General features: G+C 71.5%; 21 protein-coding genes and 1 riboswitch. Of the genes, 13 read left to right on the top strand and 8 right to left on the bottom strand.

Annotated elements, in window-relative coordinates; genetic code table 11:
- Positions 1–189 precede the first annotated feature (189 nt).
- The gene (locus ACU0DV_RS07735; RefSeq protein ID WP_100929590.1) at positions 190–1,068 is read left to right on the top strand and encodes an amidohydrolase family protein; all 879 of its coding nucleotides are present in this window, start codon (positions 190–192) and stop codon (positions 1,066–1,068) included.
- Positions 1,069–1,369: 301 nt separating this feature from the next.
- Here ACU0DV_RS07735 and ACU0DV_RS07730 read toward each other — a convergent pair whose 3' ends face one another.
- The 4 genes from ACU0DV_RS07730 to cobU form a co-directional block, all read right to left on the bottom strand.
- Positions 1,370–1,837 carry a DUF3237 domain-containing protein gene (locus ACU0DV_RS07730; RefSeq protein WP_446243177.1) on the bottom strand — a complete coding sequence of 156 codons (468 nt, stop codon included), beginning with the start codon at positions 1,835–1,837 and terminating at the stop codon, positions 1,370–1,372.
- A 67-nt stretch (positions 1,838–1,904) separates the two neighbouring features.
- On the bottom strand, positions 1,905–2,648 hold the full coding sequence (cobS, locus tag ACU0DV_RS07725) for an adenosylcobinamide-GDP ribazoletransferase (protein ID WP_446243176.1): 744 nt from the start codon (positions 2,646–2,648) through the stop codon (positions 1,905–1,907).
- A complete protein-coding gene (gene cobT / locus ACU0DV_RS07720) occupies positions 2,645–3,661 on the bottom strand; it encodes a nicotinate-nucleotide--dimethylbenzimidazole phosphoribosyltransferase (RefSeq protein WP_446243175.1) in 1,017 nt (338 codons plus the stop codon). The genes cobS and cobT overlap by 4 nt, the downstream gene beginning before the upstream one ends.
- Positions 3,645–4,169: a bifunctional adenosylcobinamide kinase/adenosylcobinamide-phosphate guanylyltransferase gene (gene cobU / locus ACU0DV_RS07715; protein ID WP_446243174.1), complete on the bottom strand. Its 525-nt coding sequence runs from the start codon at positions 4,167–4,169 to the stop codon at positions 3,645–3,647. The genes cobT and cobU overlap by 17 nt, the downstream gene beginning before the upstream one ends.
- A gap of 63 nt (positions 4,170–4,232) precedes the next feature.
- Between cobU and ACU0DV_RS07710 the strand changes: the two genes are divergently transcribed.
- Genes ACU0DV_RS07710 through cobD form a run of 4 tightly spaced genes read left to right on the top strand, consistent with a single transcriptional unit; the run spans position 4,233 to position 7,509 of the window.
- On the top strand, positions 4,233–4,817 hold the full coding sequence (locus ACU0DV_RS07710) for a histidine phosphatase family protein (protein ID WP_446243173.1): 585 nt from the start codon (positions 4,233–4,235) through the stop codon (positions 4,815–4,817).
- Positions 4,814–5,587 (top strand): propanediol utilization protein, encoded by a 774-nt coding sequence (locus tag ACU0DV_RS07705; RefSeq protein ID WP_446243172.1) that lies wholly within the window; start codon positions 4,814–4,816, stop codon positions 5,585–5,587. The genes ACU0DV_RS07710 and ACU0DV_RS07705 overlap by 4 nt, the downstream gene beginning before the upstream one ends.
- Positions 5,584–6,522, top strand: a complete 939-nt coding sequence (gene cbiB / locus ACU0DV_RS07700; RefSeq protein ID WP_446243171.1) for an adenosylcobinamide-phosphate synthase CbiB — start codon at positions 5,584–5,586, stop codon at positions 6,520–6,522. The genes ACU0DV_RS07705 and cbiB overlap by 4 nt, the downstream gene beginning before the upstream one ends.
- Before the next feature lie 18 nt (positions 6,523–6,540).
- Complete coding sequence (gene cobD, locus ACU0DV_RS07695) at positions 6,541–7,509, top strand: threonine-phosphate decarboxylase CobD (protein ID WP_446243170.1); 969 nt, start codon at positions 6,541–6,543, stop codon at positions 7,507–7,509.
- Positions 7,510–7,511: 2 nt separating this feature from the next.
- Here cobD and ACU0DV_RS07690 read toward each other — a convergent pair whose 3' ends face one another.
- The 3 genes from ACU0DV_RS07690 to cobO form a co-directional block, all read right to left on the bottom strand.
- On the bottom strand, positions 7,512–8,957 hold the full coding sequence (locus ACU0DV_RS07690; protein ID WP_446243169.1) for a cobyric acid synthase: 1,446 nt from the start codon (positions 8,955–8,957) through the stop codon (positions 7,512–7,514).
- Positions 8,954–9,220 carry a YrhK family protein gene (locus tag ACU0DV_RS07685; protein ID WP_446243168.1) on the bottom strand — a complete coding sequence of 89 codons (267 nt, stop codon included), beginning with the start codon at positions 9,218–9,220 and terminating at the stop codon, positions 8,954–8,956. The genes ACU0DV_RS07690 and ACU0DV_RS07685 overlap by 4 nt, the downstream gene beginning before the upstream one ends.
- A gap of 725 nt (positions 9,221–9,945) precedes the next feature.
- Positions 9,946–10,557: a cob(I)yrinic acid a,c-diamide adenosyltransferase gene (gene cobO, locus ACU0DV_RS07680; protein ID WP_283980899.1), complete on the bottom strand. Its 612-nt coding sequence runs from the start codon at positions 10,555–10,557 to the stop codon at positions 9,946–9,948.
- 49 nt (positions 10,558–10,606) lie between these two features.
- Positions 10,607–10,796: riboswitch (cobalamin riboswitch) on the top strand.
- Between the two features lie 117 nt (positions 10,797–10,913).
- Between cobO and ACU0DV_RS07675 the strand changes: the two genes are divergently transcribed.
- From ACU0DV_RS07675 to cobJ, 7 genes are read left to right on the top strand one after another with little or no spacing between them, the layout of a single operon-like run.
- Entirely contained in the window at positions 10,914–11,300 is a 387-nt protein-coding gene (locus ACU0DV_RS07675) for a DUF1636 domain-containing protein (protein ID WP_283980898.1), read from the top strand.
- Complete coding sequence (cobW, locus tag ACU0DV_RS07670; RefSeq protein WP_446243167.1) at positions 11,301–12,356, top strand: cobalamin biosynthesis protein CobW; 1,056 nt, start codon at positions 11,301–11,303, stop codon at positions 12,354–12,356. It abuts the gene before it with no gap.
- Positions 12,357–12,402: 46 nt separating this feature from the next.
- Positions 12,403–15,714 (top strand): cobaltochelatase subunit CobN, encoded by a 3,312-nt coding sequence (gene cobN / locus ACU0DV_RS07665; protein ID WP_446243166.1) that lies wholly within the window; start codon positions 12,403–12,405, stop codon positions 15,712–15,714.
- On the top strand, positions 15,711–16,895 hold the full coding sequence (locus ACU0DV_RS07660) for a cobalamin biosynthesis protein CobG (protein ID WP_446243165.1): 1,185 nt from the start codon (positions 15,711–15,713) through the stop codon (positions 16,893–16,895). Before cobN ends, ACU0DV_RS07660 begins: the two co-directional genes overlap by 4 nt.
- Positions 16,892–17,521, top strand: a complete 630-nt coding sequence (locus ACU0DV_RS07655) for a precorrin-8X methylmutase (RefSeq protein ID WP_100929604.1) — start codon at positions 16,892–16,894, stop codon at positions 17,519–17,521. The genes ACU0DV_RS07660 and ACU0DV_RS07655 overlap by 4 nt, the downstream gene beginning before the upstream one ends.
- The gene (gene cobI / locus ACU0DV_RS07650; protein WP_100929605.1) at positions 17,518–18,252 is read left to right on the top strand and encodes a precorrin-2 C(20)-methyltransferase; all 735 of its coding nucleotides are present in this window, start codon (positions 17,518–17,520) and stop codon (positions 18,250–18,252) included. The genes ACU0DV_RS07655 and cobI overlap by 4 nt, the downstream gene beginning before the upstream one ends.
- Positions 18,249–19,007 carry a precorrin-3B C(17)-methyltransferase gene (gene cobJ, locus ACU0DV_RS07645; RefSeq protein ID WP_446243164.1) on the top strand — a complete coding sequence of 253 codons (759 nt, stop codon included), beginning with the start codon at positions 18,249–18,251 and terminating at the stop codon, positions 19,005–19,007. The genes cobI and cobJ overlap by 4 nt, the downstream gene beginning before the upstream one ends.
- Positions 19,008–19,105: 98 nt before the next feature.
- Here the strand turns inward: cobJ and ACU0DV_RS07640 are convergent, their stop codons facing one another.
- Complete coding sequence (locus ACU0DV_RS07640) at positions 19,106–19,834, bottom strand: cobalt-precorrin-6A reductase (RefSeq protein ID WP_283980892.1); 729 nt, start codon at positions 19,832–19,834, stop codon at positions 19,106–19,108.
- On the opposite strand from ACU0DV_RS07640, the gene cbiE reads away from it, so the two are divergent.
- On the top strand, positions 19,833–21,038 hold the full coding sequence (cbiE, locus tag ACU0DV_RS07635) for a precorrin-6y C5,15-methyltransferase (decarboxylating) subunit CbiE (RefSeq protein WP_446243163.1): 1,206 nt from the start codon (positions 19,833–19,835) through the stop codon (positions 21,036–21,038). The two genes, ACU0DV_RS07640 and cbiE, sit on opposite strands and share 2 nt — an antisense overlap.
- The last annotated feature ends 41 nt before the right edge of the window (positions 21,039–21,079 follow it).

Genomic DNA, 21,079 nt, shown 5'->3' with positions numbered 1-21,079 from the left:
GCATTTCGCCGTCCCGGTCGTTCCCCGCCGGGCCTGTTTCGGGCACGTTGACTCGAATCCGTTATTTTGTCTACTAGGAAACAATAATCGCCGCCGGAATCCTCGGGCACCGGGGAACGGGCGGTGGATATTTCCGGTTGGACAGCGCGCGGAGGCGTGCTTGTCTGGCCGCGACCCCAGGGAGGCACCATGAACATCGACGATCTGATCGCCATCGACTTTCACACCCACGCGGAGGAGCCGTGCTGCGGCCCGCGCGACGACGGCTACGACGAGTTCCAGGCCGGGATGGCCCGGTATTTCCGGAACCCGGCGGGGGCCGAGGGGATGCTGCCCTCCGTCCAGCAGACGGCGGAATACTTCCGCGAGCGCAAGATCGGCGCGGTGATCTTCCCGGTCGACGCGGAGCGGGAGACGGGCTTCCGCCGCTATTCCAACGAGGAGGTGGCGCAGATCGCCGCCGAGAACTCCGACATCCTGATCCCCTTCGCCTCCATCGACCCGCACAAGGGCAAGGCGGGCGCGCGGGAAGCGCGGCGGCTGGTGAAGGAGTTCGGGATCAAGGGCTTCAAGTTCCACCCGACGATGCAGGGTTTCTTTCCGAACGACCGCGAGGCGGCCTACACGATCTACGAGGCGATTGCCGAGGAAGGCGGGATCATGCTGTTCCACACCGGCCAGACGGGCGTGGGATCGGGCATGAAGGGCGGCATGGGTATGCGGCTGAAGTACTCGAACCCGGTGCATATCGACGATGTGGCGGTGGATTTCCCCGACACGCCCATCGTGCTGGCGCACCCGTCCTTTCCGTGGACCGAAGAGGGGCTGATGGTCGCCCAGCACAAGCCCAACGTCTACATCGACATGTCGGGCTGGTCGCCGAAGTACTTCCCCGAGATCTTCGTGAAATACGCCAATTCGATCCTGAAGAAGAAGATGCTCTTCGGGTCGGACTGGCCCGCGATCACGCCGGACCGCTGGCTGGCGGATTTCGAGACCATCGGCATCAAGGACGAGGTCAAGCCGCTGATCCTGAAGGAAAACGCCCGGCGGATCCTGAAGATCTGAGGGTTTCGCCGCCTGACGGCGGCGACCCGCGCGGGCTGCGCCCGCGCAAGGGCGCCCTGTCCCCGGCAAGGGGGCCTTGAGACCCGCCGTTCTGACCGGCCAGCGCCGAAGGGCAGCGGAGCCTTTCGGAAGAGGCGCGCAGCGGAAGAGCGCCGGTCGCGCCCGTTTGCCTGACGGTGGACACGCGCCTATGGCGGGAAGCCATGACCGGGTCATTTTATGCAGATGATGATGGGGCCGCGCTGGCGGCCCCTTTCAGATTGCGCGGCGCGGTCCTGCCCTGCGTCCGGCGCTGCCGGCCTCAGGCGATCTCGTAGAAGGAGATCACCACGGAGGCCGCCCTGCGTCCGCCCGTGCCGAGGAACAGCGGCGCGTTCACCCATTCGTACCGCGGATCGCCGGTTTCGAGGCGGCAATGCGTGCGCATGTAGTACTCCGCCGGATCGACGTCCTCGCCCGCGGCGACACGCGCCATCACGTCCTCCGGCCCGAAGCGGCGGCCGTAATTGATGATCTCGATGGTCGCGCCGTCATGCGTCTCGATCCCGTAGCGGGTGTCGAGTTCGGAGACCCCGCCGTCCCAGATCGTCTGCCAGTCGGCGCCGAGGTTCAGGACACGGCCCTTGATGCGCGGGCCCTCGCAGGTGCCTCCGACAATCGGGATGATCCGGCGGCGCCCGGCGCGGCCCCGGCCCATTTCCCGGATCGGGTCGAGCTCGACCGTCAGATCGAAGGCGTGGCGCAGCTCCGGCGGCTGGAAAAATGGCATGGGACAGGTCCTCCTCAGGTCTGCGGGACGGTTTGGCACGGCCCGCTGTCGTGATGCAATCGCGCGGTCATCCCAGCGTCAGGGCGGCCAGCCCGGCGGTCTCGCACAGAAGCTGTGCCGCGCCCAGCACGTCGCCGGTCTGGCCGCCGATCCGCCGCTGCGCCCGCCACGCCACAAGGGCCGCGGTCACCGCCACGGCGACAAGCGCGGCCAGCCCGCCGATCCCCAGCGGCAGGATCAGCACAAGCGCCAGCAGCGCGCCCGGCAGGTAGGGGCGCCCGCCCGAGGCACTGGCCGACTGGCCAAGCCCCTTCGCGCGCACCGAGGGCAGTTCCACCAGCAGGACCAGCATCGCAAGGCGGCTCAGGACGGACAGCGCCAGCAGCGCCATCAGCCCGCGCGCCGGCGAAAGCCCGGACAGCGCCGCCGCCCAGGCGCCCACCGTCAGCACCAGCGCCACCGCGCCGTAGCTGCCGATCCGGCTGTCGCGCATGATCTCCAGCGCGTGGGCCGCGTCGCGCCCGCCGCCGAAACCGTCGGCCACGTCCGCCAGTCCGTCGAAATGCAGCGCGCCGGTGATCATCACCATGGCCGCCAGCGCCAGCACGGCGGCCAGCAGCGGCGCCAGCCCGATCCAGCCCGCCAGCGCAAACACCAGCCCCCCGGCAATCCCCACTGGCAGGCCCGCCAGCGGAAAGGCCCATCGCGCCTCCGCCAGCGTCGGCACGGGCTCGGGCAGGGTGCCAACCGGCAGGCGGGTCAGGAACATCACCGCCAGCCGGATCTCGTGGAGGCGGCGCGCCGTTCTCATCCGCCGGAGACCTGCGCCTCGGCGAAGGTGGCCATGCCGTTGTGGCACTCCAGCGCCGCGCGCAGCACCCCGAGCGCCAGCGCCGCGCCGGAGCCTTCGCCAAGTGCCATGTCCAGCGTCAGGACCGGCGCCTTCTCCATCGCGGCGAGCAGGCGGGCGTGGCCCGGCTCGGCGCTCTGGTGGCCGACGATGCAATGGTCGAGGAACCGCTTGTCCTGCGCAAACAGCGGGGCCACGGCTGCGGTGCAGATATAGCCGTCGAGGATGACCGGAATGCGGCGGGCGCGGGCTTCGATCACCGCGCCGCAGATCGCCGCCTGTTCGCGCCCGCCGTAGGCCATCAGCAGGCCCAGCCCCCGCGCATCGGCGTGCAGGCTGCGGCCCTCTTCGATGACCTTTGCCTTCAGCGCCTTGCCCTCCGCGTCGGACCCGGTGCCCCGGCCCACCCAGTCGGCGGCGTCGCCCCCGAAGGCCGCGGCGGCAAGGGCGGCGGCGACGGTGGAGTTGCCGATGCCCATCTCGCCCAGCACCAGGACGGAGGTCGTCGCAGGCACGGCGCCCGCGCCGGCCTTCATCGCCTCCAGCACCTCGGCCTCCGTCATGGCGGGGCCTGCGGTGAAATCGGCGGTGGGCGTGTCGAGGTCCAGTTCGACCACGTCCAGCTCGGCCCCCGAGGCACGGCAGAGCTGGTTGATCGCCGCGCCGCCGCTGCGGAAGTTCGCGACCATCTGGGCCGTCACCTCCTGCGGGAAGGGGTTCACGCCGCGCGCGCAGATGCCGTGGTTCCCGGCAAACACCAGTGCCTGCGCCTGCGTGATCGACGGGCGGTGGGTCTTCTGCCACCCGGCCATGAAGACGGCCAGATCCTCAAGCCGTCCCAGCGCGCGCGGCGGCTTTGTCAGGCTCATCTGGCGGGCATCGGCGGCCTCGCGGGCGGCTGCATCGGCCTCCGGCAGGGTGGCGGCAAGGGCCGCGACATCGGCCAGCGTGGTCAGGTCAGAGAGTGACGTCATCGGGTTTCACCTTCAGGGGACAGCCCGCGACCGAGAGATAGACCTCGTCGCAGGCGGTTGCGATGGTTTGGTTGAGCCAGCCCGCGGCATCGCGGAATTCCCGCGCAAGCCGGTTGTCGGGCACGATGCCGGAGCCGACCTCGTTGGTCACCAGCACCACGGGGGCGGCCTGCCGGGGCAGCGCCTCGGCCAGCGCCATGCCCGCCGCGCGCCAGTCCGCGTCCGACAGCATCAGGTTGGTCAGCCACAGCGTCAGGCAATCGACAAGCCGCGGCGCATCGCCGTCGGTGGCCACGAGCGTGCCGACAAGATCGAGGGGCGCCTCGTGGTCGGTCCATCCTTCGCCGCGGCGGGCACGGTGCTGCGCGATCCGGTCACGCATCTCGTCGTCGCGGGCCTCGGCGGTGGCGATATAGACCGCACGGCCAGTGCGCGACAACGCCAGCCGTTCGGCGAGGGCCGACTTGCCGGATCGGGCACCGCCCGTGATCAGTATCGACTTTTTCATGGCGCCGTGAAAGAGCAGGTTCGGCGCGGAATGGAAAGTGGAAATCCGGGGGACTGTCAGGGCATGGGCGAAGAGCGACCGGAACTGGTCCTTATCCGGCATGCGCCGGTGGCTGAGCCGGGCGTCCTGAACGGCCGGCGCGACGTGGCGGCCCTTCTGTCGCCCGATGCCGTCGAGGCGCTGACCCTTGGCGTGGGCCGGGTGGCGCGGGTCATCGTCAGCCCGGCGCTGCGCTGCCGGCAGACGGTCGCGGCGCTCTGGCCCGGGACCGATCCCATGCAGGATGCCCGTCTCTGGGAACAGGATTTCGGCGATTTCGAGGGGCGCGCGCTGACCGACCTGCCCGACCTTGGCGAGATGACGCCGGAGGCGCTGGCCGCGCACCGCTGGCCGGGCGGCGAAAGCTTTGCCGATGTCTGCGCGCGGGTGACACCCGGTCTGCTGGACGCCGCGCGGATGGCAGAGGACCTCGCCGCGCCGGTGGCGGTCGTGGCCCATGCGGGGGTTATCCGGGCGGCGCTGGCGCTGGTCACGGGGCATGTTCCCGGCGCACTGGCCTTCGAGATCGCGCCGCTCTCGGCCACCCGGCTGGGCGTCTGGCTCGGGGCGCCCGTATCGGTGCGCAGCGTGAATCGGGTCTTCGCATGACGGGCGTTGCGGGGCATTTCGGCGAGTGGCTGCAGGGGCGGCTTGGCGCGGACGGGCCGGTGGTGCTGGTGACGCTCCATTGCCCGGCGCTGCGCGTGACACCCGGCCCGGGCCCGGCGCTGTTCCCCGGGGACGCGGTGGCGCGGTTCTGCGCGGCACTTGGCACGGACACGGCGCACTGGCCGGAACTGGCCTGCGACATGCCGCCGGGCGGCGGGGCAGGGGCCTCCACCGCCTGGCTGGTGGCGGGCGCACGGGCCGTCGCGCCGCAGGCCACGGCAGAAGAGATCGCGCAAGCCTGCCTTGCCGTCGAAGGCGCCTGCGATCCGCTGATGTTCCCCGACCCGGACCGGCTGCTCTGGGCCTCGCGCGAAGGGCGCATCGCCGACCGCCTGCCCGCGCCGCCCCGTTGCGAGGTTGTCGGCGGCTTCTGGGGGGCGCCGACACGCACCGACCCGGCGGACCACGCCTTTCCGGAGGTCGGCGACCTCGTGACCGACTGGAAACAGGCGGTGACGGCGGGCGACCTCGCACGGGCCGCGCGCGTCGCGACAGCCTCCGCCGCCCGCTGCGACGCCTTGCGCGGACCCGGCGACCCGATGGCCGGGCTTGCACGCGATCTGAAGGCGCTCGGCGTGGTGCGGGCGCACACCGGCTCTGCCCGCGGGCTGATCTTCGCCCCCGGCACCGTGCCAGCCAAAGCAGAAGCCGCGCTGCGCGAGGCGGGCCTGACGCAGGTGCTGCGCTTCACAACCGGACAACGCCCATGAGTTTCGCCGCGACGATGCTGGTGGCGCTGGTGCTCGACGCGGCGATCGGCTGGCCCGACCGGCTTTACCAACGGATCGGCCACCCGGTCGTCTGGATCGGCAACCTGATCTCCCTCTGCGAACGGCGCTGGAACGCGGGCCCACGCCACAGACGCATCGCCCTCGGCGCGCTGACCGTCCTCCTCGTGACCGTCCTTCCGATGACGCTTGCCGCACTCATCGCGCTGGCGCTGCCCGGCGGCTGGGCGGGCATCTTCCTCTCCGGCCTCCTCGCCTGGCCCTTCGTCGCCGTCCGCTCCCTGCACGACCACGTGGCGGCGGTCGCCCGTCCGCTGGGCGGCGGCGACCTCGACGGCGCGCGGCAGGCGGTGGCGATGATCGTCGGGCGTGACGTCACGCAGCTCGACACCGGGGGCGTCGCCCGCGCCGGGATCGAGAGCCTGGCCGAGAACGCCTCCGACGGGGTGATCGCGCCGCTCTTCTGGGGTGTCCTGCTGGGTCTGCCGGGCATCGTGGGGTACAAGGCGATCAACACGATGGATTCGATGATCGGCCACCGCAACGACCGCTACGAGGCCTTCGGCAAACCCGCCGCCCGGCTCGACGACGTGGTGAACTGGATACCGGCGCGGATCACCGCCGCGCTCTTTGCGCTCGGCACGCCGCGCCGTCTGAAGGAGGCGCTGAAGGTGGTGCGCCGGGACGCCGCCGCCCACCGCTCGCCCAACGCGGGCTGGCCCGAGGGCGCGATGGCGGGCACGCTGGGCGTACGCCTGTCGGGCCCGCGCGTCTACGCCACCCACCGGGTGGAGGAGCCCTGGCTGAACGCCGGCGCCCCGGACCCTGCGGCGCGCGACATGCGCCGGGCGCTCCGGGCCTACATGCGGGGCATGGCGCTGGCCGGGGTGCTGCTTCTGGCACTCGCCGCGTTCTAGCGACACGAAAGGAACCACATGGCACGCGACCACGGAGGCAACCTCGACGCCGCGATCAGACGCTTCGGCGGCGTGGCGCTCGACTGGATCGACCTGTCCACGGGCATCAACCGCGTGCCCTACCCGGTGCCGCATGTGCCGCCGCAGGCGTGGCAGGCGCTGCCGACCCGCACCGACATGGACCTCCTGCGCAGCGTCGCCGCCCGCGCCTATGCCACCCGGGCCGAGGTGGTGCCACTGGCGGGCGCGCAGGCCGCGATCCAGGCCGTGCCCTTCCTCGCCGCACCCGGCACCGCCCGCGTCCTGACGCCCACCTACAACGAACACGCCGCCTGCCTGCGGGCCTTCGGCTGGACGGTGGAGGAGGTCGCGACCCCCGATGCGCTCCACGGCGCCGACCTGGCCGTCGTCGTCACGCCGAACAACCCCGACGGCCGCGTGGTGGACACTAACGCGGTGGCCGCGCTGTCCGAACAGGTCGGGCTGCTGGTGGTCGACGAAAGCTTTGGCGATGCCACGCCCGACGCCTGCATCGCCCCGGACCTGCACCGCCTGCGCGACAACGTGGTGGTCCTGCGCTCCTTCGGGAAGTTCTACGGGCTCGCAGGGCTGCGGCTGGGCTTCGCGCTCGCGACCGGCCCGCTGGCAGAGCGGCTGAAAGCCATGGCCGGACCGTGGCCCGTCTCCGGCCCCGCGATCGAGATCGCCTGCACCGCCCTCGCCGACACCGGCTGGCAGGCGGAGACCATCGCCCGCCTCGACTACGACTGCGCCGCGATGGACGCGCTCGCCATGGCGCGCGGCTGGCCGCTGGTGGGGGGCTGCCCGCTTTTCCGGACCTACGCGGTGCCCGATGCCGTGGCCGCGCAGGACCGCCTTGCCCAGGCCCATGTCTGGAGCCGCATCTTCCCCTACAGCGCCACATGGCTGCGGCTGGGCCTGCCGGGCAGCGACGAATGGCCCATGGTGGAGGCCGCGCTGCGCTGAGGCTAGCGTGCCACCGCCAGCAGCCCCTCCACATCGAGATGCGTTTCGAGGTGATCCGCCAGGGCATCCAGCGTCGCGTCCACCGTGGCATCGTATGCCTGCGACGAGGCCACCCCGAACCGCTTCAGGAACCCCGCGCGGAAGGCGTCGTCGGTGAACATGCCGTGCAGGTAGCTGCCCATCACGCGGCCATCCGCGGAACAGGCGCCCTCGGGCCGGTTGTCGACAAAGGCGAAGGGCCGCGCGCAATCCGCGCCGGTCGTGCGCCCGATGTGGATCTCGTACCCGGCGAAGGGCAGGGCGGTCGCGGCGTGTTGCGCGCGCACCCGGGTCAGGCGCTTGTCGCCGGTCATCACCGTGTCGACGTCGAGCAGCCCGAGCCCCGCCGTCTCGCCAGCCGCGCCCTCGATCCCGTCCGGGTCGGCCACGCTCCGCCCCAGCATCTGGAAGCCGCCGCAGATGCCCAGCACATGCCCGCCGCGCCGGTGATGGGCGGCCAGGTCGATGTCCCAGCCCTGGTCGCGCAGGAAGGCCAGGTCGCCCCGCGTGCTCTTCGAGCCGGGCAGCACCACGAGGTCGGCATCGCCGGGGATCGGCTCTCCGTGCCCCAGCATGGTCAGCCGCACGCCCGGCTCCTGCGCCAGCGGGTCCATGTCGTCGAAATTGGCGATGCGCGACAGGCGCAGGCAAACGATGTGCAGCCCCGCACGCCGCTCCGGCGCCCGGATGTCGAGCGCATCCTCCGCGGGCAGTTTCCAGGCATGGGCAAACCACGGCGCGGTGCCGAAGCCGCGCCAGCCGGTGCGCGCCTCGATCAGCGCGTAACCGTCGTCGAACAGCGACGGGTCGCCGCGGAACTTGTTGATCAGGAAGCCCGCGATCCGGGCGTTGTCCGCGGGCGAGAGCACCGCCTGCGTGCCCACCACCTGCGCGATCACGCCGCCCCGGTCGATGTCGCCGATCAGCACGACGGGCAGGCCTGCTGCTTCCGCGAAGCCCATGTTGGCGATGTCGCCGGCGCGCAGGTTGACCTCGGCCGGGCTGCCCGCGCCCTCGACGATCACCAGGTCATGGCGCGCCTTCAGACGCCCGAAGCTCTCGGTGACATGGCCCAGCAACTGCGGCTTCAGCGCGGCGTATTCGCGCGCCCGGACCGTGGCGAGCCGCTTGCCCTGCACCACCACCTGCGAACCCACGTCGGTTTCGGGCTTGAGGAGGACCGGGTTCATGTCGGTGTGCGGCTCCAGCCCGCAGGCCCGCGCCTGCAGCGCCTGAGCGCGCCCGATCTCGCCGCCGTCGACGGTGACGGCGGCGTTGTTCGACATGTTCTGCGGCTTGAACGGCGCGACCGACAGGCCCCGGCGCAGCGCCGCGCGGCAGAGCCCCGCCACCAGCACCGACTTGCCCACGTTGGACCCGGTGCCCTGAAGCATGAGTGCGCGCGTCATTCCGGATCACGATCCCCGGGCAGCGGCAGCTGCGCGAGATGATATTCCCGCGCAAACCGCGACGCGGGCCGCGCGACGAAAAGGACGGAACCCACGGTGAAAAGCCAGGTCGCCGGGTACTGCGTCTCCTCCCAGAAGAACAGCACGGACCCCACGAGGAAGGCCATCCCCGCGCAAAGGTCGATGGTGGTATAGAGCTTCTCGTAGAAGCCATAGACCTCCTCGTGCCGGGAGGTGGCGTCCTGCATCCGTTTCCTGAACATCGGGCGGCGGTCCCTTCATGGCCTGGGCGTACTGACCTCCACCGTTACCAGCCTGCGAAGCAGGGTCAACGCACCGCCCGCCATCGCCCGTCGCCACGCACTCGAAGACAGCCTGAGAACAAAACCGCCCGGCGGTCCGAACAGCGCCCCCGAAACACCTCTGACGACGCTGCCACATCGGCCGTGGATGCAAAGAAACCAAAACGGAAAGTGTCCGGAAAAAGCCCCGACCCGCGGCTAAGGTGTGCCTTTGCACCTTCCAGGGAAACGCGACGCCAGCGGTCGCGGAGGGCCAGGAGACCTTAGGCAGCTTCGTCGCTTGACCCTCCCGCGAGGCCACCACCGACAAATCCGCGCAACAAGAAAATTCGCCCTCGCCTTTAACGCGAGACCGCGACCCATCCCGCCCCGCGCCTCTGGCAAATGCCGCGCCCTTGCCAGCCATATGACGCATGCGGCCTCGTCAGGACGCCTCCGGCGGAGGTATTTTCGCCAAGATGAAGGAGAGGGTCGGGCACCGCGCCTCGGGCCTTCCGGGAAGGGGGAGACGCGGTGCCTTCACCTTGGGCGGTCATCGGGACCTCTCCCTGTACCGCCCGGCGAGCCTCCGCGATTCCGGTTAAGAAAGCCTTTCCTTCATCTTGGCGAAAATACCTTGGGGGTCTGGGGGGAACCCCCAGCGGGTCGGGGCGCCGCAGGCGCGCCGAAACCCGGATCCCGCAGGCTCAGAACTCGACACCCTTCTGCGCCTTCACCCCCTCGCGGAACGGGTGCTTGACCAGCGTCATGTCGGTGACGAGGTCCGCCGCCTCGATCAGTTCGGGCTTGGCATTGCGCCCGGTCAGGCAGACGTGGGTCATCGGCGGCTTCTGTTCCAGCAGGAACCCCACCACCTCGTCGATGTCGAGGTAGTCGTAGCGCAGCGCGATGTTGATCTCGTCGAGCAGCACGAACTGCACCTCGGGGTCGAGGATCTGCGCCTTGGCGATCTCCCAGCCGTTCCGTGCCGCCGCGATGTCGCGCTCGCGGTCCTGCGTCTCCCAGGTGAAGCCCTCGCCCGACACGAAGAACCGGCATTCGGCCGCGAAGCGTTCGCGCAGGAAGGTGCCTTCGCCCGTGGGCCAGGCGCCCTTGATGAACTGCACCACCGCGCAGGGCATGCCGTGGGCGATGCAGCGCATGATCATCCCGAATCCGGAGGACGACTTGCCCTTGCCGGTGCCGGTGTGGACGATGATCAGGCCCTTCTCCTCTGTCTTGGTCGCCATCATCCGGTCGCGGGCCGCCTTGATCTTCTTCATCTTTTCAGTGTGGCGGGCGTTCTCGTCTTCGCTCATGGCGCGGGCTCTCCTTGACATTGCCGGGCGTCCGGCGCATCAGCCGGGGTGCTGGTGCCTGTGTCTAGCAGGTGAAAAGGGAATGCGCAGCCCCGCGTCGGGGTCAGGCGCAGCCGCCCCCGCGACCGTGACCGGAAAGGGCCCGAAGCCACTGGCGAGATCGCCGGGAAGGCCGGGTGCCGTTGGGCAGACAGGGACCCCCTGCCGCCCAGTTCCGCAAGCCGGGAGACCTGCCAGTGGCCGCGCCGTGGAAGGGGCGGAGGAACGAAACCGGACGGGGTGATCCGGGGTCGGGAGAGGGCCTGTCATGGCCCGTGCCCCGCTCAAGGTCCCCCCATGAGACGCGCGAGGTTGCCATGTCATCGGAAGCCGAACTTCTGGTCTGCGTGAAGTGCCGCCGGGGGCAGGAGATCCCCGCCGACGACCGCCGGCCCGGCCAGGCGCTCTACGACGCGCTGGCCGCCCGGCCTTTGCCCGCGGGCCTGCGCCTGACCGCCGTCGAATGCCTGCAGAACTGCGACGCGGGCTGCACCGTCGCCCTGCGCGGCGGCGACCGCTGGACCTACGTGTTCGGGAATGTCGACGAGGTGTCGCATCCGGACATGCTGCTCGACGGCGCGGCGCGCTATCACGCGACCGGCGACGGGCTGATCCCGTGGCGCGAGCGGCCCGAACACTTCAAGCGCAACTGCGTGGCGCGCATCCCGCCCCTGACCCCGAACACCCCACTGGAGGCCGACTGAATGACCGATCTAGCCAAACTCCCCGTCACCGTGATCACCGGCTTCCTCGGCTCCGGCAAGACCACGCTGGTGCGTCACCTGATGCAGAACCCCGGTGGCCGTCGCCTGGCCGTGGTGGTCAACGAATTCGGCGACGTGGGCGTCGACGGAGAGATCCTGAAGTCCTGCGCCATCCCCGACTGCCCTGCCGAGAACATCATGGAACTGGCCAACGGCTGCATCTGCTGCACCGTGGCCGATGACTTCATCCCGACGATCGAGGCGCTGATGGCGCTCGATCCGCGCCCCGATCACATCCTGATCGAGACCTCTGGCCTTGCCCTGCCGAAGCCGCTGCTGAAGGCCTTCGACTGGCCGGACATCCGGTCGAAGATCACCGTCGACGGCGTGATCGCCCTGGCCGACGCAGAGGCGGTGGCGGCAGGCCGCTTCGCCCCCGACGTGGCGCGCGTCGACGCACAGCGCCTCGCGGACGACAGCATCGACCACGAAACGCCGCTGAGCGAGGTCTTCGAGGACCAGATCTCCTGCGCCGACATCATCCTCCTGACCAAGCCCGACCTCGCCGGTCCCGAAGGCGTGGCGAAGGCCAAGGCGATCATCGCCGCCGAGGCGCCGCGCCCGCTGCCGGTGGTCGAGGTCGCCGAGGGCGTGGTGGACCCGCGCGTTATCCTCGGGCTGGAAGCGGCCGCCGAGGACGACATGGACGCGCGCCCCTCGCATCACGACGATCATGACGACCACGAACACGACGACTTCGAGTCGATCGTGGTGGAACTGCCGGAGCAGGACACGCCCGCGCAGCTCGTCGCTGCCATCGAACGGCTCGCGAAGGAACAGAACATCCTGCGGGTGAAGGGCTACGCCGCCGTGAAGGGCAAGCCCATGCGCCTTCTGGTGCAGGCGGTGGGGGCGCGCGTGCGTCACCAGTACGACCGCCCGTGGAAGCCGGACGAGGCGCGCGTCAGCCGTGTCGTGGTCATCGCGGAACACGACGACATCCGTCCCGACGCCATCCGGTCGGTCCTCGGCGCCACGCCGGTCGCCGCAGAGTGACATGAAGTAGGGCGGGGCTCTGCGCCGCCTTCCCCGGGAACCGCCGATGCACGTCATCTTCCGCGAAAGCCACGGCCTCGAAGAGAGCGAGACGCCGCAGGACCTGGGCCAGAGCCCGGCGGACCTTGTCGTCCTGTCGTTCTCCGACAGCGACCTCGGCGCCTTCGCCGAAGGCTGGCGGCGCGGCGGCGGACCGGAGGGGCGGATGCCCACGCTCCGCCTTGCCAACCTTGCAGCCCTCAGGCATCCGCTTTCGGTCGACACCTATGTCGAGCAGACGCTGGAGGGCGCGAAGGGCATCCTGATCCGGCTGATCGGCGGCGTGCCCTACTGGTCCTACGGCTTGCAGCAGGTCCTGGCGCTGGCGCAGCAGAAGGGCATCGCGCTGGCCGTGCTGCCCGCCGACGGGCGCGAGGACAGGCGGCTCGACGAGATGTCGACGCTGCCGGTGTCCACGCTGCGGCGGCTGGCGCATCTCTGCGACGCGGGGGGCACCGTGGCGGCGCAGGCCGCGCTGGCGCAACTGGCGCTGGCGGCGGGCCTCTATGCCGGGCCGGTGCGCGGCGCCAAGGGCCTGCCGCCGCTGGGCGCCTGGACGCCCGAACACGGCGTGACCTGCCCGGTGCTGACGCGGGAGCCGGGCAAGACGCCGCTGGCGGTGGTCTTCTACCGCTCCTACCTCGTCTCCGCCGACCTCGCGCCGATCCGCGCGCTTTACGAGGAGTTCGCCGCACGCGGCTTCGCCGTCACCGCCTTCTTCGTGCCCTCGCTGAAGGCGCCGGAGGCTTCGGGCTGGCTGCGCCGCCAGATCGCGGCGCTGGCCCCGGCGGCCATCGTCAACGCCACTGCCTTCTCCGGCAAGGGCGCGGACGGCACCTCGCCGCTCGACGCCGCCGACGTGCCGGTCTTCCAGTGCGTGCTGGCCACCTCCGACCGCAAGGCCTGGGCAGAGGCCGACCGCGGCGTCTCGCCCGCCGATCTCGCCATGCACGTGGTGCTGCCGGAAGTCGACGGCACCATCCTGGGCGAACCCGTCTCCTTCAAGGAAACCGGCGCGCGCGACCCCGACCTGCAGTTCGCCCGCGCCGCCCATGCCGCCCATGCCGAGGGCATCGCGGCCCTCGCCGACCGGGTGGTGGCGCGCCTGTCCCTGGCCCGCCGCACCCCGGCCGAGCGCCGCCCCGCACTGATTCTCTCGACCTACCCGGGCAAGGACTGGAACATCGGCCACGCCGTGGGCCTCGACGCACTGGCCTCCGCCCGCGCGATCCTCGACGACCTGCGCGACGCGGGCCACGACGTGACGGGCGCCCCCGCCGACCTGCCCGCTGCCCTCCTGGCCCGTACCGAAAGCTGGCCGCTGGCGGAGTACGAGGCGGCCCTCGCCAGACTGCCCGACACCCTGCGCGACGACCTCCATACCGCCTGGGGCGCCCCCGACACCGACACGCTGGTCCGGGACGGCGCCTTCCGCTTCGCCGCCCTCCGCTGCGGCCGCGCGACGGTCGCGCTCCAGCCCGAACGCGGCACGCCGGAAACCCGCGACGACGACTATCACGACCTCTCGCGCACGCCCTGTCACGGCTACGTCGCCTTCTACCTCTGGCTGCAACAGCAGGCCGACGCGCTGATCCACATCGGCGCGCACGGCACGCTGGAATGGCTGCCGGGCAAGTCCGTGGCGCTCTCTGCCGCCTGCTGGCCCAAGGCGCTGACCGGCACCCTGCCGGTGATCTACCCCTTCATCGTCAACGACCCCGGCGAGGCGGCGCAGGCCAAGCGGCGCCTCGGCGCGCTCACCCTCGGCCACGTCCCCCCGCCGCTGCGCGAGAGCGGCACCCCGGACCGGCTCGCCCGGCTCGAGGCGCTGCTGGACGAATTCTCCAACGCCGACGGCCTCGACCCGCGCCGCCGCGACCGGCTGCAATCCGACATCCGGGACGAGGCGCAGGCGCTGGGGGTGGAGGACGACCTCGGCCTCGACCGCGCAAGCTCCACCGCCGAGGCGATCACCCGCATCGACCGCTTCGTCTGCGACGTGAAGGAAAGCCAGTTCGGCGAGGGCCTGCACATCTGGGGTCGCAGGGATCCGACGGCGCAAGACCTCCCACAAGACCTCACCGGCTCGCCCGCATCCGAACGCCGCGCCATCCCCGCCGCGCTCGACGGCCGCCGCATCGCGCCGGGGCCCTCCGGCTCGCCCTACCGGGGCCGCCGCGACGTGCTGCCCACGGGCCGCAACCTCTTCACCACCGACCCCCGCGCCGTCCCGACCCGCGCCGCCCATGCGCAGGGCGTGAAACTGGCGGAGGAGCTGGTGCGCCGCCACCTGCAGGACGAAGGCGACTGGCCCCGCGGCCTGATCGTCGACCTCTGGGGCTCCGCCACCATGCGCACCGCCGGCGAGGAATTCGCCATGGCGCTGCACCTCCTCGGCGTGAAGCCGGTCTGGGACAAGGGCTCCGAACGGGTCTCGGGGATCGAGGTGCTGCCCATCGCGGAACTCGACCGCCCGCGCATCGACGTCACCCTCCGCGTCTCCGGCCTCTTCCGCGACGTCTTCCCGACGCTCTCCGCGCTCTTCTCACAGGCCGTGCGCGCGCTGGCGCAGCGCGACGAGGCGCCCGACTGGAACCCCTTCGCCGGGCGCGCCGACCTCGCCCGGGTCTACGGCCCCGCACCGGGCAGCTTCGGCCTGAACATGGGCGCCACGCTCGAGGACTACAGCGACGCGGGCCGCCGCGCCGCGGGGGAGGCCTGGCTTGCCGCCTCGGCCTTCGCGCTGGACGGCGACGCCGCCACCCGCGATGCGCAGGGCCTCGCCGCCCGCGTCGCCGCCGCCGACAGCTTCGTGCACCTGCACGACCTGCCGGAAACCGACCTGCTCCTGGCCATGGACTTCGCCGGGCACGAGGGCGGCTTTGCCGCCGCCCAGCAGGTCACCGGAGGCAATGCCGCGCTCTGGCATCTCGACAACACCGACCCCGCCCGCCCGCGCGCCCGCACCTTGACCGAGGAGATCGCCCGCGTCGTGCGCGCCCGCGCCGCCAACCCCGCATGGACCCGGGGCATGATGCCCCACGGCTTCCGCGGTGCTGCGGAAATCGCCGCCACGCTCGAACACATGGCGGCCTTCGCGCACCTGGCCCGGGCGGTCCCCGACCACCTCTTCGACCTCTACCACGACGCCACGCTCGGCGATCCGGAGACCGACGCCTTCCTGCGCGAGGCCAACCCGCAGGCCCATGCGGCGATGCAGGCGCGTTTCGCGGAACTGCACCGCGCGGGCCTCTGGACCAGCCGCCGCAACTCCATCCTCGCCGACATGGCGACCGGCATCGAAAGGGCGGCGGAATGACCGACGGCACGGACCCACAGGTGCGCGGCTGGTGCCCCGGCGCGCTCCGGCCCATGGCCTCGGGCGACGGCCTCGTGGTGCGTGTCCGCCCGTGCTTCGCACGGCTCACGGCGGCGCAGGGGCAGGGGCTCTGCACCCTTGCCCTGCGCTACGGCGACGGCGGGCTGGAAATGACCAACCGCGCCAACCTGCAGATCTACGGCGTGGCTGCGGCCGATCACCCCGCGCTCATTGACGGGCTGCGCGCGCTTGATTTGCTCGACGCCGACGAGACGCTCGAAGGCCGCCGCAACGTCCTCGTGGCTCCCGGCCACGTCCCGGGGGACCTGACCCACCGCCTGGCAACCGCGCTTTACGCCGCACTTCCGGAGCTGCCGGAGCTGCCGGCGAAGGTCGGCTTCGCCGTCGACACCGGCCCGGCGCCGGTGCTGACGAACGACCCTGCCGACTTCCGCCTCGAGATGTCCACCCGTGGCCCGATCCTCCGCGCCGACGGCACTGACAAGGGCCTGCCCGTCACCGGGGACGAGGCGATCCCGGCGCTGATCGCGCTCGCCACCCTCTTCGGCACGACCCGCACCCCGGGCCAGCGGCGCGCCCGCGCCTGGACCGCCGCGGGCGGGCTGCCCGAGGCCTGGCAGACCACGCCACCGCTGTCTTCCCCGCATCCTTCATCTTGGCGGAAATACCTCGGGGGTCCGGGGGCAGCGCCCCCGGCGGGTCGGCCCGGCGCCAGCCCGGACGATCCCGAAGGCTATGCCGCCCCCTTCGGCCGGATCGAGGCCACGGACCTCGCGGAGCTTCTCACCCGCTCCGGGGCCACCGCGTTCACGGTCACCCCGTGGCGGCTCCTGCTGCTGCACGGCGCCCGCCGCGTCGATCATCCGGGTTTCATCACCGATCCCGACGATCCGCTGCTGACCGTCTCCGCCTGCCGCGGCGCACCCTTCTGCCCGCAGGCCACGGTCGAGACCCGCGAACTCGCCCGCCGTCTTGCTCCCCATGTGCGCGACCTGCATGTCTCGGGCTGCGCCAAGGGCTGCGCCCGTGCCACGCCCGCCTCCGTCACCGTCACCGGACGCGACGGCGCCTATGACCTCGGTCAGGGTTGCGCAGGCGAGACCCCCCGGCTATCCGGCCTCACCGCCGACGCCCTCATCCAGGACCTCACCCGCCCATGACCTACCAGTACGAAACCGACGGGGCTGCGATCTACCGGCAGTCCTTCGCCACCATCCGGGCCGAGGCCGACCTCGCCGCCTTCGGTCCCGACGAGGAACAGATCGCCGTCCGCATGATCCACGCCGCCGGCATGGTGGGTCTGGAACGGCACATCCGCTTCTCCCCCGGTTTCGCCGCTGCCGCCCGCACGGCGCTGGAAAACGGCGCGCCGATCCTCTGCGACGCGCGCATGGTCTCCGAGGGCATCACCCGCAAGCGCCTGCCCGCCGACAACGCCATCGTCTGCACCCTGCACGACCCGGACGTGCCGGCGCTGGCGGCCAGCATGTCCAACACCCGCTCGGCGGCGGCGCTGGAGCTCTGGCGCCCGCACCTCGGCGGCGCGCTGGTGGCCATCGGCAACGCGCCCACCGCGCTCTTCCACCTCCTGAACATGCTCGAGGACCCGGACTGCCCGCGCCCCGCCGCCATCGTCGGCTGCCCCGTGGGCTTCGTCGGCGCGGTGGAATCGAAGGACGCGCTCTGGGCCGACCAGCCTGTGCCCTGCTGCATCGTCGAGGGACGCCTCGGCGGCAGCGCGATCACCGTCGCCGCCGTCAACGCCATCGCGAGCCGCGCCGAATGACCGCGCAGCACGGCACCCTCTACGGCGTGGGCCTGGGCCCCGGCGCCGCGGACCTGATGACGGTGCGCGCCGACCGGCTGATCGCGAACGCCCGCCACGTCGCCTACTTCCGCAAGGCCGGGCGCAACGGCCACGCGCTGACCATCGCCGGGCCGCTCCTGCCGAAGGACGCGATCCACTTCCCGATGGAATACCCCGTAACCACCGAGATCCCCCTCCAGGACCCGCGCTACAACGAGACCCTGTCGGAGTTCTACGCGCAGGTGACCATGCACCTCCGCCAGCTCCTCCTCTCGGGCGAGGACGTGGTGGTGCTCTGCGAGGGCGACCCGTTCTTCTACGGCTCCTTCATGCACCTCTACGAACGGCTGAAGGACACCGTCCGGGTCGAGGTCGTGCCCGCGGTCACCGGCATGTCCGCCGCCTGGACCGCCTCCGGCGCGCCGATCACCTGGGGCGACGACGTGCTGACCGTGCTGATGGGCACGCTGCCGTCGGAAACCCTGATCCAGCGGATGACCGACGCGGACGCCATCGTCGTGATGAAGATCGGCCGCAACATCGGCAAGATCCGCCACGCCCTGCGCGAGGCGGGCAAGTACGACCGCGCCTGGCTGGTGGAATACGCAGCCCAGGAGGGCCAGACCGTCCAGCGCCTGTCCGAGGCGGAGGATCGCGTCACCCCCTATTTCTCCATCGTCCTCGTGCACGGGCAGGGGCGCCGCCCATGACCGGCGCCGCCGCAGGCTGGGTGAAGATCGTGGGCCTCGGCCCCGGTGCCGACAGCCTCGTCACGCCCGAGGCGCAGGCCGTTCTGGCCGAGGCCACCGATGTGGTGGGCTACATCCCCTACGTGGCCCGCGTCGCCGACCGCCCCGGCCTGACGAAACACGCCTCCGACAACCGGGTGGAGATCGACCGCTCGCAGCACGCGCTGTCCATGGCCGCCGAGGGGCACCGCGTCGCGGTGGTCTCCTCCGGCGATCCCGGCGTCTTCGCCATGGCCTCCGCCGTGTTCGAGGCGCTCGAAGACGGGCCCGACGCATGGAAGGCCCTGCAGATCGAGGTCGTCCCCGGCATCACCGCCAGCCTCGCCGCCGCCGCCCGCGCGGGCGCGCCGCTGGGCCACGACTTCTGCACCATCAACCTCTCGGACAATCTCAAGCCCTGGGCGCTGATCGAGAAGCGCCTGCGCCTCGCGGTGGAGGCGGACTTTGCCATGGCGTTCTACAATCCGCGTTCGAAATCGAGGCCCGAGGGCTTTGCCCGCGTGCTCGACCTCCTGCGCGAGACCTGCGAACCCGGACGCCTCATGATCTTCGCCCGCGCCGTTTCCGCCCCGGACGAGACGCTGAATGTCGTGCCGCTCTCCGACGCGACGCCGGACATGGCCGACATGCGCACCATGGTCATCGTCGGCTCTTCGCTGACCCGCCGCATTGCGGGCACGCCGCACGTCTACACCCCGAGGTTCGTCGCGGAATGACCCCTGCCGCCGATCACCCGCCGCACCCCTCGTGCGGCCCTGCCGCAGGGCAGCGCGCGGCGGTCGGCCTCAGGACCCGCTCGGGCGCGGTGCGGCTTTCAGCCCAGCCAGTCCAGCACGGCCTGCACGTCATGCGCCTCTCTCCGGTCGGGCAGGGCGGGGCGGTCGATCATGATCACCTCCAGCCCCAGCGCCCGCGCCGCGTCAATCTTCGCCCGCGCTCCGGTGCCGCCCGCGTTCTTCGACACCACCAGACCGATCCCGTTGTCGCGCATCAGGGCAAGGTCGTCCTCCAGCGTGAACGGCCCGCGGTCGATCACCGCGTGGCTGTCGGGGAAGGGCAGGGCCTCCTTCGGCGGATCGACGAGGCGCAGAAGGTAGAAGTGCTGCGGGTTCGGCGCGAACTCCGCCAGGTGCATCCGGCCCACCGCCAGCATGACACGCGTCGCGGGACGGTCGAGCGCGGCAACCGCGCCCGCGATGTCCGGCACCCGGGTCCAGCGGTCGCCCTCCTGCGGCTGCCAGGGCGCTCTGGTCAGGGCGATCAGCGGCGTGCCGGTCATCTCGCAGGCGGCCACGGCATTGGCGCTCATCTGCGCGGCAAAGGGGTGGGTTGCGTCGACGACATGCGTGACGCCGTTATCGCGGATGTGGCGCGCCAGCCCTTCGGCACCGCCAAAGCCGCCGACGCGCTGCGGCAGCGGCTGGCGCACCGGGCGCTCCACCCGTCCCGCAAACGAGATCGTGCCATGAATGCCCTCGTCCGCAAGACGGCGGCACAGTGCGGTGGCTTCCGTCGTGCCGCCAAGGATGAGAAGGTTGGGCATGTCTGAGATCCAGTCCGATCCTTGGTTGACCATCGTCGGCGTGGGCGAGGATGCCGGCCTGACGCCCGCGGCCCTCGCCGCCATCGCTGGGGCAGAGGTGGTCATGGGCCCGCCCCGCCACCTCGCGCTGCTGGAAGCGGTTCTGGGCGAGACCCGCGCCGAGATCAAGCCCTGGCCGGTGCCCTTCGCCGATGGCGTCAACCAGTTGATGGCACTGGCGGGGCGGCGCGTGGTGGCGCTGGTCTCCGGCGATCCCTTCTGGTTCGGCGCCGGATCAGTGCTGGCCGACCGGCTTCCGCCGGGCGCGTGGCGGGCGATCCCGGGCGTCTCTGTCTTCTCGCTGGCGGCGGCGCGGCTTGGCTGGCGGCTGGAAGGCACGGTCTGCCTCGGCCTGCACGCAGCGCCGCTCACGCGGCTGGCGCTGCACCTCGCCCCGGGCCGCCGGCTGATCGTGACGCTGCGCGACGGTGCGGCGGTGGGCGACCTTGCCGAATACCTGCGCGCGGCGGACTTCGGCGCGACGGTCATGCATGTGATGGAGGCGCTCGGCGGCCCCCGCGAACGGCTGCGCCGCGTGACGGCCGAGGCCTGCGCGCTGGACGACGTGGACCACCCGGTCTGCGTGGCGCTGGAACCGCTGGGCGAGCCGCTGCCGCTGGCGACCGGCCGGCCCGACAGCACTTTCGACAACGACGGCCAGATCACCAAGCGGCCTGTCCGTGCCCTGACGCTTTCGGCGCTGGCGCCGCGTCCCGGCGAACACCTCTGGGACATCGGCGGCGGCTCCGGCTCCATCGGGATCGAGTGGCTGATGTGCGATCCGTTGATGCGCGCCACGGCGGTCGAGGCCGACGCGGGCCGCGCCGCCCGCATCCGCAGCAACGCCGAGGGCCTCGGGCTGGACCGGCTGCAGGTGGTCGAAGGCCGCGCGCCCGAGGCGCTCGACGGCCTGCCCGCGCCCGATGCGGTCTTTGTCGGCGGCGGCCTCTCGCAGGCGCTGCTCGACCGGCTCGACACGCTCGCCCCCGGCGCCCGCCTCGTCGCCAACGCCGTGACGCTGGAGTCCGAGGCGCTGCTGGCCCGCGCCCACGCCGTGCGCGGCGGCTCCCTCCTGCGCATCGAGCTGTCCGACGCCATGCCCCTCGGCACCCGCCGCGGCTGGAAATCCGCCTACCCCATCGTGCAATGGAGCGTGACGCTATGACCACGGTTCACCCGCCACGCACAATCCCGTCCCGGACGAGA

It is taken from the genome of Sagittula sp. (assembly GCF_052825245.1).
The sequence above is the reverse complement of the archived record's forward strand: the minus strand, read 5'-3'. Positions and strand labels throughout refer to the sequence as shown.